At 28.5% G+C, this 12,472-nt stretch carries 10 protein-coding genes; 7 read left to right on the forward strand and 3 right to left on the reverse strand.

Translation table 11 applies throughout. The features are described from left to right. Positions 1–12: 12 nt before the first annotated feature. The 7 genes from LACAL_RS10560 to LACAL_RS10590 all read left to right on the forward strand — a co-directional run bounded on the left by LACAL_RS10560 (position 13) and on the right by LACAL_RS10590 (position 6,916). Positions 13–1,014: a LacI family DNA-binding transcriptional regulator gene (locus tag LACAL_RS10560; protein WP_013870724.1), complete on the forward strand. Its 1,002-nt coding sequence runs from the start codon at positions 13–15 to the stop codon at positions 1,012–1,014. A gap of 135 nt (positions 1,015–1,149) precedes the next feature. Continuing rightward, positions 1,150–3,042, forward strand: a complete 1,893-nt coding sequence (locus LACAL_RS10565; protein ID WP_013870725.1) for a tetratricopeptide repeat-containing sensor histidine kinase — start codon at positions 1,150–1,152, stop codon at positions 3,040–3,042. 2 nt (positions 3,043–3,044) lie between these two features. After that, positions 3,045–3,710: a response regulator transcription factor gene (locus LACAL_RS10570; RefSeq protein WP_013870726.1), complete on the forward strand. Its 666-nt coding sequence runs from the start codon at positions 3,045–3,047 to the stop codon at positions 3,708–3,710. A gap of 101 nt (positions 3,711–3,811) precedes the next feature. Then, on the forward strand, positions 3,812–4,537 hold the full coding sequence (locus LACAL_RS10575; RefSeq protein WP_013870727.1) for a hypothetical protein: 726 nt from the start codon (positions 3,812–3,814) through the stop codon (positions 4,535–4,537). Between the two features lie 194 nt (positions 4,538–4,731). Then, entirely contained in the window at positions 4,732–5,091 is a 360-nt protein-coding gene (locus tag LACAL_RS10580) for a hypothetical protein (protein WP_013870728.1), read from the forward strand. Between the two features lie 215 nt (positions 5,092–5,306). Further along, positions 5,307–5,708, forward strand: a complete 402-nt coding sequence (locus tag LACAL_RS10585) for a hypothetical protein (protein ID WP_013870729.1) — start codon at positions 5,307–5,309, stop codon at positions 5,706–5,708. A 227-nt stretch (positions 5,709–5,935) separates the two neighbouring features. After that, positions 5,936–6,916, forward strand: coding sequence for a hypothetical protein (locus LACAL_RS10590; protein WP_013870730.1), 981 nt, complete (start codon positions 5,936–5,938; stop codon positions 6,914–6,916). A gap of 151 nt (positions 6,917–7,067) precedes the next feature. Here the strand turns inward: LACAL_RS10590 and LACAL_RS10595 are convergent, their stop codons facing one another. Genes LACAL_RS10595 through LACAL_RS10605 form a run of 3 tightly spaced genes read right to left on the reverse strand, consistent with a single transcriptional unit; the run spans position 7,068 to position 12,446 of the window. After that, positions 7,068–9,323, reverse strand: coding sequence for a hypothetical protein (locus LACAL_RS10595; protein ID WP_013870731.1), 2,256 nt, complete (start codon positions 9,321–9,323; stop codon positions 7,068–7,070). Next, a complete protein-coding gene (locus tag LACAL_RS10600; protein WP_013870732.1) occupies positions 9,314–9,970 on the reverse strand; it encodes a DUF1266 domain-containing protein in 657 nt (218 codons plus the stop codon). The genes LACAL_RS10595 and LACAL_RS10600 overlap by 10 nt, the downstream gene beginning before the upstream one ends. A 4-nt stretch (positions 9,971–9,974) precedes the next feature. Beyond that, complete coding sequence (locus tag LACAL_RS10605; RefSeq protein WP_013870733.1) at positions 9,975–12,446, reverse strand: hypothetical protein; 2,472 nt, start codon at positions 12,444–12,446, stop codon at positions 9,975–9,977. Positions 12,447–12,472: the final 26 nt, after the last annotated feature.

Genomic DNA, 12,472 nt, shown 5'->3' on the forward strand with positions numbered 1-12,472 from the left:
AAAATATTAATAATGATTACTTTAAAAAAGATTGCTGAAGAGTTACAAGTATCTGTATCAACAGTATCAAAAGCGCTACATAATAGCCCAGAAATTAGTGAAGCTACTATTGAAAAAGTTAAGGAAATAGCAGAAAAATATAATTACAGGCCTAACCAAAGCGCACTAAATTTAAAAAAACGTAGTACAAAAACCATAGGAGTAATTATACCTAATATTTTAAACTTCTTTTTTGCAAAAGCCTTATTAGGTATAGAAGAAGAGGCTACAAAACAAGGCTATAATATTATTACATGTTTAAGTAATGAATCTATAGAGAAAGAAAAAAAGACGCTCGATTTATTATCAAACGGTAGTGTAGATGGTTTTATATTATCTGTAGCTGAAGAAACCCAAGTAAAAAAGGACAAATCACACTTTAATAACATTATAAATCAAAACTATCCATTAGTTATATTCGATCGTTTTTTTGATGTAATTAACTGCAACAAAATTATTGCAGACGATTATGAAGCTACCTATAATGCTACAAAACATTTAATTAGTGAAGGAAGACAAAATATAGCTCTAGTAAGTAATATTAGTGGATTAAACGTAGCAAATCTTCGAATTAACGGTTATAATGAAGCTATAAATGAAGCAAAACAAAAACCATTAATTTTAAATATAGAAAATCCTGAAAACCAAGAACAGGAAATAGAAGCGTTTATAAAAATGCATAAAAATAAAGTTGATGGTATTATAGCTATAGATAATACATCTGGTGTAATTATTTTAAACAAAGCTCAAAAATTAAAAATAAACATACCTAAACAACTCTCTTTAATAGGTTTTTCCAGTAGCAACGTTTTAAAGTTTACAAACCCAAAACTGTCTACAATAGAGCAAAATCCAGAACTTTTAGGTGCGGCATCTGTAAAAAAAGTAATAGAGATTATTAATAGTGATACTAAAATTAAACCAACCACTAGTATTATTAAAACAACTTTAAATTTAAGAGAAACTACACTATAGATTAAAAATAATAAAACTGTCTAAAAAAATCAAGTAATTATTGTAAAGTGCTGATAATGATAAGTATAGCTTTTGTTTAGAGCCTTTCTTATAAAATTATTAAAAGAATAAGCTATTAGTTAATAAATTAGAGGAATGAAAATTTTAAAAAAAACAAGCCTCTTATTATGTGTTTTTAGCATTTATACAGCATTGGTTTTTGCACAATCAACAAAAGTAAAACAAGACAGTATAAAATATTATTACTCAGTTTCTAGAAGTAGCAAATTTGAAGTTCCAAAAAGATTAACTGCAGTATCAAATGCATTAAAACTACTAAAAAAGGACACTACAAGTAGTTTATATTTAAAAACTATAAATCAAAAAAGCTATTTATTTAATAAAGCAAATCAACTAGATAGTGCTTTAGTTTTTGCTAAAATTTTATTAAATAAAAGTATAGCACAACAGGATATTAAAATGCAAAAATTGGCATTAAGAAAATTAGCCAATTATAACCGTAGTAATTTCAACTTTATAAGGTCGTATAATTATAATATACAACTTAAAAATATTAGTTTAAAAAGTAAAGATACATTAGAGGTTGTAAAAGCTTTACAACATATATCCAGTTTGCAAAATATAATAGGACTACCGTTTGAGAGTGAAGCGTCTGCTGTTGAGTGTTTAAAATTGTTAGATGCTTTAAAAGATACACCTAAAATTATAATCTCTAAAATAGGCATATACAATCAATTAGGGATTATTTATAAAAATCTTAAAAATTACGAACGCGCATTATCTCTATATGATAAAGCACTTTCAAAAACCGAAAATGCAACATATATTTCCACATTATTAAATAATAAGGCAAATGTATATAGAGATCAAAAAAAATATGCAAAAGCAGAAATTATTTTAAAACAGGTATATAAAAAAGCTTTAGAAATTAACAAACCAAGTGTAAAAAATAGAGCTTTAGATAATTTAGGATTTGTACAATCAAAATTAAACAATCCAAGAGGAGAACAAAACTTAAAGCAAGCATTAAAGGCCAGAGAATTAAATGAAGATCTTTATGGCATTTATACAAGTTGTATGCACCTAGCAGAGCATTTTATATATAATAATAACTTAATAAAAGCTAGAGCCTATGCACATAGAGCCTACAATATAGCAGTAAAATTAAAAAGTAATACAAATACTTTAGATGCTCTGGCATTATTAAGTAAAACCTCAACCGATGCTTTTGTTACAAACTTTATACACTTAAAAGACAGTATCCAAAATGCAAATTTAAAAACAAGAAATAAATATGCATCCGTTAAGTATGATTATGCAAAACAAGAGTTATTGGCAAAAGAAAATGAGCTTGAAAAAGAAAAAGAAAAACGCCTTAAATTTATTTACTTAGCAGGTATTTTTTTAGTATTAATTACCTCAACTTTTTTATATTTTCTTTTGAGAGCAAAACACAAAAAAAACAATTTGAAACAAGTGTTTTTAACCGAAGCACGAATCTCTAAAAAGGTACATGATGAGGTAGCAAACGATGTTTACCATGTTATGACTAAACTACAAAGTGATAATATGATTAATATTTCGGTGTTAGATGATTTAGAATCCATTTATACCAAAACCAGAGATATTTCTAGAGAAAATAACGCTATAAATACTACAGGAAATTTTGAAGAAGCTTTAATAGACTTATTACTTAGTTACCAATCAAGTAATGTAAACGTAATAACAAAAAATTTATCTAAAATAAATTGGAGTCAATTTTCAAATTTAAAAAAAATGACTATTTATAGAGTATTACAAGAGTTAATGGTAAACATGAAAAAGCACAGTCAAGCATCTCTTGTTGTTTTAAGTTTTGAAAAAACGAAAGAAAAACTCATTATTAAATATAACGATAATGGCATAGGTACTACATTTAAAAAAGCAAACGGTTTGCAAAATGTGGAAAACCGTATAGTAACAATAAAAGGAACTATTACTTTTGATACTGAAGTAAATAAAGGCTTTAAAGCCATAATAAAAGTATAACTATGTATAAAAAGGTTCTTGTTGCAGACGATTTGTTGAGTATTAACCAAGGCGTATTAACTACTTTAAAAACACTAGAAATAATTAATATTGAAGAAGTACAATACTGTGATGATGCCTATTTAAAAATAAAAAAAGCTGCTCTAGATCAAGATCCAATAGATTTATTAATTACAGATTTGTCTTATAAAAAAGACCATAGAAATCAAAAAATCACATCAGGAGAAGCTCTTGTAGCAGTAGTAAAAAAAGAATTTCCAGACTTAAAAATTATTGTATATTCTATTGAAGATCGTTTACAAAAAGTAAGAACATTAATAAATAAACATCAAGTAAACGCTTATGTTTGTAAAGGTCGAAAAGGTTTAATTGAATTAAAGACCGCAATAAATACAGTTTATAATAATAAATCTTATGTATCACCTCAAGTAAGCGCTGCATTAGGAGCAAAAACTAATTTAGAAATAGAAGATTTTGATTTAGAGTTGCTTCAACAATTATCTTTAGGTTTATCTCAGGACCAAATATCAAAATACTTAAAGGCTAATAAAATTTCACCTCACAGTTTAAGTACTATAGAAAAGAAAATTAATAAATTAAAAATTCAGTTTAACGCAAATAATACTATTCATTTAGTAGCAATTAGCAAAGATTTGGGACTTATATAAATCTTGAAGCTTTACGGATATCCGTAAGGCTTTTTTGTTCTAAGAATATACGTTTGTATTGCTTTTAATTAAAGCATTTTAACAAACTAATATATATTATTATGAACAAAACACTACTAATTATCTCATGCTTATTATTATTTACATCATGTAGCCTTAAAAAAGGATATATTCAATTTAATGAAGAAAATAAAGACGAAATAATATCTTCTCAAGCAATAAAAGAACATCTAAAAAAACACCCAAATCCTTCAATTGTTTTAAAAGCTCCAGATGTAGGGAATCATGTTACAGAGTCTAATGACAATTCTTATATCTATAATGCCATAGAAAAAGAACTTTTACTTGGTGGGTTTGATGTAAAAGATAGAGGTCTTTTTAATGAAGTTGTTAATAAATCTAAAGAGATTGATTACGCCGAAATTAAAAGAATTACAGGAACAGATTTAATATTAGAACTCGTCCAGATAGATGTAGAAAGAGGCTATAAAACAAATACTTTTTTTGGAGCAAATGGTAATCAAATTGTTGAACCAGGTATTGTTTTTGAAAAAGGAGGAGTAATTGTCGAATTTAAAATTACAATTATTGAGAATAATGTATACGGAGGTAGTTACTTGTTTCATTACACACCTTGTAAAGAAAAAACGACAAGTTGTGATTGTGAAGTCATATACAAATCTATGCCACAAACAGTTTATTTAAATAGAAGTTTTTGTAATGATCCTAATGTAGATAAAAAAGGATATAAAATTTTTCCTAGAGATAAAGCAACAAGCTTTGTTAGAGATGTTGTAAGAAAAATGATAAGCGCTATAAAAGAATAAAAAAAATCAATAAACTTAAGCGACTTACGGATACCCGTAAATAACAAACATTTACTTTTATTAATATTGTGTGCTATTAATTAATATCTAGAATAAATTAGAGGTATTCTTCATGTGGAATGCCTCTTTTTTATTATTTACTTTGTAATATACTTTTTTTAAATTATACTATATATTAATAATAGCAACATTACATGACCATTAGTCAATTACCAGGAACTTACATTATAAAAGGAAACAACCAGGACGAAGCACAAACAAGTTATCAAGGAAAGTTAACGTTAAATTTAGATATAAATAATAGAATAATCGCACATTGGAAAATAGGAGATTATCAAATTCAAAACGGAACAGGATTTTTTAAAGACAATATTTTAGTATTAAATTTTAATTACCTGGGTCAAGACAATAAAGTCTATAAAGGTGTAGTCGTGTACAAGTGTATAACTCAAAATGTTTTAGAAGGTTTCTGGTCCGAAAAACATGGGAATCCATTGTTTTTAGGAGAAGAAATTGCTTTTAGAGAAAATAGCATAACAGAAACACTACAATAGCATTAAAAAATAAAGGTTAATTATAATAAGACTTTCTCAACTCAATTTTAAGGTTTACTAATTAATAAAATCACTAGAAACCGTGAGTTATAATTTTAAAAATAGTCTCAATTTTGTCGTGTAGCTTAGAAAAAACAGGTTTGTTTTTTTTCCTGAACTTATAATTCAACAAGCTTCATAAAACAAAGATTATTTAAAATTATAATAAAAACATTATGCAAGACTCTGAGATAACTAATAGAATTGAATTGGTTTTAAAAAATGACCAAAAAACCCCAAAAAAATACATACTCAATCAATGTGATTATAACTTTTCACCAAGTTATAATATAGATGATAACAAAGATTTTACAATAGATATTAACCTCACAGGAGGTTTAATTACAAAGGCAGACGCTTTTTTTATGGAATGGATAAGTAAGAAAAATGGCAAATGGTCTGGTAGCTTAAAGGTTTATAATAGTGATTCTAATGAAGCAAAAGAAACTTTAGAGTTTGATGAAATTATACCAACAGGATACAATCAAGCTTTTACAGAATACATTGGTAATGTAAATGCAGGATACTTTTATGCTAATTTAAAAGGCGTAAAACTTATGGATGTAAAGCTTAATTAAAATTAAACAAAAAAGTATTTAAAAAAAGGAAAACGTTAGATGTAATGTTTTCCTTTTTTTATAGTTAAAATAGAAATATTACATGAGTTAATTTATAAGCTATTTTATAAAAGCCATGTATTGCTACTATAATTCAACCAATTTTAAATAAAAAATAAAAACTCACTGATTTCAGTGATTTAAAAGAAAATACAACTTATTACCTTTATTTTTTTAAGAAATGAATTATGAAATACATAATAATACCAATCGCTCTTTATGCGTTATTTTTAATTTTATCAGGTTGCTCTAAGTATATTGGTATAACTAAATCACAAGCTAAAAAGAATTTAATAGCTTACTTAGAACGTGATTTTGAAGACGATTTAGCTTTTAAAAATTTAAATAGGTTTTTTAATGCAGCAACTATGAATCCAGATATATTTAGTGTATTAATTTACAATAAAGAAATTCCGGAAATAGAATTTTATGCACACCTTAACCTTAAAACCATATTAGACGATACAGTTTTACCGTTACAAGCTGGAGAACAATTAACTTGTCAAGATTTATACCAAGCCTCTAAAAAACGTTATAAAGCGAGACAGGCAGTGATAAAAGAGCTGCAGCCCGATTTTGATATACATTTTAATTATAAAGAAATTAATATTTCTCTTAACACGCAACCAACACCAGATGCTTTAAACAGTATTTTACAACGCTGTGTTAGTATTTTAAATCAATACCATAAAGCATTAGACCATTATAATGATTTTGAAGTTACTATTAAAACACCAGAGCAACCAAAAGGTTTTGTTACTTTTACTTTAGAGGACGATAGAGAACAATGGACGCGTTCTCCATTACAATTGTCTAATAATTATAGTAATTATAAAAATTTAAAACATCAATTAACAAATTATGCTTTAAACCAAATAGCAACATATAAAACGCCTTATATTTTAGCTGAAAGACAATCTATTTATATAGATACTAAAACGTTATCGCGAGCAGCTTTAATACAATATTTAGATGATTCTTCTATAGATAACACTAATAATGGACCTTGGATAAACCCGCAAAAAGGTATTTATATTATTTATTTTGATGTATACTCCAATTTTATTTATAGAGGTGAATTGCTAACAGAAACTAATGATACTTTGGATTACGATGAAACTTTAGCGCTAATTAAAACAGCTCTTAATACTGAAGGTATACAGTTTTAAATACGATATTTTTTTTTCAGGCTAATTCTTCAAATATATTAAAGCTGCTTTTTTTAACTATTAAAAGATTTATTTTGTTTGTCCTCACTAAGGCGTTATTAATTTGGCTATGCTAACACCAAATTAATAACGCTTAATACAGCCAGCAGTCTTAACTAAAATAGGTTGTGGTTATTTTAGATTTAATTGCTTTTAACAGTTCTGGTTCATTGTTTTCAAAATCTGTATTAGATGTTGTGATTTTTTCTAATATATTATGACGACTAAAAAGTACATCTGTTTTAGAAGTTTCAATCCATTTTAAATGTTCTAATAAAGCATCAGTAGAAGGTTCGTCTTTACTCAAAAACATAGCATTATACTTCGCATGAGCTTTAGTATAACCCAAGGCTTTGGTAATGTTTTTTAAAGTTTGTAACAGCATATGGTTTTGATCCTTTGGGAAATTAAAAAAGGAGTGCTCTGGGTAACTTTGTAACAAGTGTTTAAAAGCAAGTAGCGCTTGGTCGTACCTTTGTTCTTGATACAATAGATTAGCATATTCATAATCTGTTTTCCAGTCGCAAGCTTCTGGAGCTTCAGTTTTAATGACTTCGCAAATCTCGATGCTTTTTATGTTATTAAAACCTTCTTTAGCGCAGGCTAAAGCTAATTTTAAATAATAGGCTTTGTTGTTGGCTAAAGATGCAGCCGCTAGTAAAGCATCTGCTCCTGCATTAGTATTACCTGTCATCCAATAGATTAAGCCATTATTACGATAATCTGTAAAAGTAATGGGTTCTGGTATTAAATCTTTGGTAGAGGCTTCAGCAAGATCTTCAGGTTTTTCGTTTAAAAAATCATAAAAACAAATCCATTGAAACACAGGATATAACTCTGGTGATAAATACTCTTGCTCATGATTATAGATGGCATATTTATAGCATTCTTCATAATCTTCCTTTTCCAAAAGTACTTCAATTGCCATATTTATTGTACTGCAATATTCGCTATCACCTTCTGTATAATAGTAGATTTCAGAATTTAGATCTTCAAAAAAACCATCGTAGTTTTGGTTCATTTTATGAATACTCATGCGTAAATTATAAAACCAAGGCGCATACGATTGTGGTGGTAAAGGAAAACCAGTTAAGGCTTCATTTATAACCACTAAAGCTTCATCAAACTGTTGTAGTTTAAACAACGCTCGTGCTTTAAAGTAGAGTGTTTTAAGAGTTGGCGGATTTTTAATATGAAATTGTTTTACAATATCTAAAATACCTTGCCAACTTTCTATTCTACTATTAACTTCTAGTAAATACAATAAATATTCGCTTATTCTAAGTCCGTTTTTAATTGCAGCATGATACATAGCTCCTGTATCATTATAATTAGCTTCTATAAAAAAAGATTTTGCTTTTAACACATAAAACAATGGGTTGTTAGGGTTTAAAGTTAAACCTTGAGCCACAACTTGCTCTAAAATCGTTTTATTTTTGGTGTAATAATACGCAGCATTTCCTAACAAAACATAACTGTGTTGAGCTTGTTGCCAACCAGAATTAATAAAGGCATTTATATGGTTTTGATAGCCTTTAAAAGTTGTGTAATCATTTTCTGGAAATTGTGGCGTAGCAGGAACTTTTATAATTTGTGATACCATCTCATACAGCATAAAAGCTTTGGCGTAATCTGCTAATAAGAATTTTGTGTTATTTGATAAGTCTAATAATGACCATTCTGTTTTCCATTGTTTTAAATTGTTAGCAGTCTTGTTTTCCCATAAAGCAACTTGTATATGTGCTAAATTTAAACTGGTTTGGTCTAAACGTTCATCTAACTGTAAGCCTTTTAAAACCTCCAAATTATGTGTAGAAGAAGCTAATTCTAATAGCTGATAGCAATCTGATTCTTGATTGGATTGACAAAGAATTTCTAATTGAATAGCTTCAATATCCCTTAATAAAAATCTAGCTTCGGTTAGAGCAGGATAACATTCTAAAATGTATTTTAAAATGGTGATAGCTTCATCAAAACGTTGTTCTTCTTTAAGCTTTAAGGCATAGTGAATGTGTAAACTCTCGTTGTATGGATACAATATTAATGCCTTTTGGTAGATGTGCTCTTCACACTGTGTGTAAAAGCTGCAAACGTATTCAAAATCTGAAGCTTGAGCTTCATTTATGTTTACTAAAGCACTTAAATACGATTGTAAAGCAGGCATGTTTATTTGTTCAAAAGCACTAATGTATAACATATAAAGCCTGTAATATCTAGCATAATCTGCTGCTTCCGTAAGGCGTTCTAAATGCTCCTTTATAAAATTAATAGCAGTATGTAAAGCAGTATACTGGTTCGTTTGGTATAGCTTTTCAGCACGCTCTATTTGTTTTATAATAACCTGTGTTGAGATGTTTGTTACAGCCATGTTTTAAATCCGTTTTTGTGTTCTATATGTAATCTTTGGTAGACTTCCCAAAGTGTTTCTGTTCCTGGAAATTTACTAATATCTTGTTCTGTTGGGCCTGTAACCAACTCGTAACCTATACAAACGTTATTATGAAAGGCTTCCCAACTAGAAAAATTAGATTTTATAATATTACAAGCATCTTCTAAACGTAAAGCAATTTCGTTAGTAGTAATAAAATTTAATACCAAACCTAAACGCATTTGGAAAATATACATTGCCATATCGTAACCTATAAGTTTTTGGTTTTTTAAGCTGAAACGATACTTCCACACTAATTTATAAAGTTGTTGGTTTTTTGGATTTTCTTCGGCATTATATTTAGCCTCAAAAGTTGTAGTAGTATCCATTCGCAATTGGGAAGCTAAGGTTTCAAAGGTTTTTGAAGCCATTTGTCCGTTTTCATAACGGTGTAAACTGTTACGTAAATGTAATCCAGATTTTATGCCATATAAGTTTAAAAGTCTTTTGGCTTGTTGGATGTGTAAATCGTTTGATATGTCAAAACCCGACCAACTATAAAGGTCTGCTTTTTTATAATTTTTTTTCAAAATCAAAGCCGATAAATTAAGTTGATCTTGAATTTTTGGAGTGATAGTGTCTGTCATTGTCTTAAGCGTTTAATTGAATTATCACTTGTGATACTGTTTTTGATACATGGTCTGGAAAAGCTCCAGATTTTATCATGGTTTTTAGTCCCATAGCATACGAACTTGCCATTTTAGTGTCTTTTACTAATTCAACAAATAAGGTTTGGCAATGGGTATTAAATGTTGATAGCGCTGGATTGGAAGCTAATTCTGCATCCAATATCACACTGTAAAGTGCCTGAGTAAATCTAGAATCTGAATGAGTTTTATCATCCTCAAGCCAAGTTTTTAGTGTTGTTATATTTTCGACTAAAAAAGATAAAGACTCCGTATCGTAGGTTTTAAGTCGTGTATAATTTTCAAGATTTGAAAGCACATAACTTATAAACTTGTGATTAATCTCTTTAGGTTGTAAAATTACTTGAGACGTTGATGGTGTATTTAAACTGTTAGTTGTTGCTGTATTTTGGTTAAAGAAAGCGTCGTTAAACGTACTAATAATTGTATTTAATTGGTTTTTAGAGGTAAAAGCATTACTTGTATCTGTATCGTATTTAACTAATTGTGTCACAGTTTTTGCACTAAGTTTAGTATGCTTTAAAGCACCAAGAAAATCAACTAAAAACACTTCTATTTCTTCCCAAACGTCATTTGAGGCAACTGAGTTATGTGCTGTTTTTTTGCTTTTTTGGTGAATAGAAACTAAACGTTTTATGGTTTTATCTAAAAAGTAGCTAACATCATCCTCTACAGCATTAAAAAAGTTTGCAGTGCGCACACCTTGTGTCGTTAGCATAGCTTTAGTCCAAACGGCTTCTTGTTTAAAACTGTAATAATAATCTAACAAATAATTAAACCAAGCTTGTATTAGATTAAGTGTTAGCGGATTGTCTTGGTTTAGATAATGTTTACCAGCAAACGCGTTACAAAGGTCTGTAACACATGGATTAATATCTTTTAGCGCCCAAATTTGGTTTACACGTGTATAATTACCAGCATCTCTACATAATACAGTTAGTGTTTTAACAATATAAGGTAGGTTTTTTGTGGTGATAGCTTCAGTTGTTTTTGTAGCTGAATATGCCATATTTAGCAAATACAGTTGTAAGGTCTCTTGTTGTTCTAGAGTATAGCAATTAAACAATTCTTGATTGGCATCATAAAACATGCGTACCAAAAACTGATTTAAAGGGTTAACTATACCAGAGGCTTCAAAACCTTTTAAAAAAGCATCTAAGTTATTAGTGTTTTGAAACACGTGTGTGATTAAAAAAGATCCTGTAAGTTTAAATGTTTCATTTTGGTAACGCATACTTGGTAATGCGTTTTGATTATCATCAAGTAATAATTTTGAAAAGATAGCATTATAGGTCTCGGTTTGATTTTTTATTCCTGATTTTGGATGACAGGTATTAAACCAAAAAGCAAGACTTGTTAAAGGTAAAACAGAAGCTGTAGCTTCGTTTAATAAGGGTTTTGCAAAATCTGTAAAAACCTCGGTATTGTAATTTGGTCGGTGCTGTAGCCATGCTATTAGATGTTGATAGCAACTATCTAGTTGGTTTTGTGGTATGGCTTTTTCACGATTGTTAAATAAAATAACATCACCAGAATCCCATAGTTTTGTGCTTAGCGCATTAATTAATGGATAGTTATTTTGGTTTGTTTTTATGTTTAATAGCGCTGTACTTTTAACTTCACCAAAAATCCAACGCTCTTTTATAGCTTGATGTGCCTTATGGCAGGCTAATGGATTATTTAAATAATAATCTGCTAAATCACTTGTAAACCAAGACGACACGACATTGTAAACATCTGGTTGGTATACCTTGCCAACAGGTAGTATATTATGAAATGCATTAATAAATTCCTGCCAGTTGCCATTAAAAAAATGTGTGATAAATGTGTCGTTAATTTTAAATGGATACGTTTGTATTGCTTCCTTATTTTGAATTACAGTGTACGAATCATTTAAAATATTATAATCCAAACAACACTGTACCAAAAAGTTTAAATTTAAAACATTGGTAAGATCAAAAAGACTATCTATTAAAAAACGGGAAATAATTAAAGAGGCTTCCGATTTACTTTTTACCAGCAATGTTATAATTTCAAAAAATGAATCAATAATAGTTTGTTCACACTGTTCTGATTGAAAATAATTTAAATTGAATTTAAAAAAGCGAATAAATAATTCGGTACTTTTTTTATCAGGAAAAAAACCTTGTTTTACTAACGGAAGCCAAGCCAAAACAAAGTCTGTACCTTGTTGTGTATTACTATATAATTTAGGGTAATAGTAAATGTTTTGTGCCAATGTATTTGTAAAAGTAGCATTTAAATTATTTAAACGCCTGTTTTTTATCTCCTTATAAACCTTAGCATCAGTTATATCTAAAAGTTCTAAAATTGTAATTAATGTATATTGTTCTGTTGCATCTAATGTTTTTAGATTGATATTAGGTAGTACTTCTGTTTTAAATATTGAAGACATGTAAATGGTATTATTCTAATTAGTTT

Source organism: Lacinutrix sp. 5H-3-7-4, assembly GCF_000211855.2.
Classification (GTDB): Bacteria; Bacteroidota; Bacteroidia; order Flavobacteriales; family Flavobacteriaceae; genus Lacinutrix.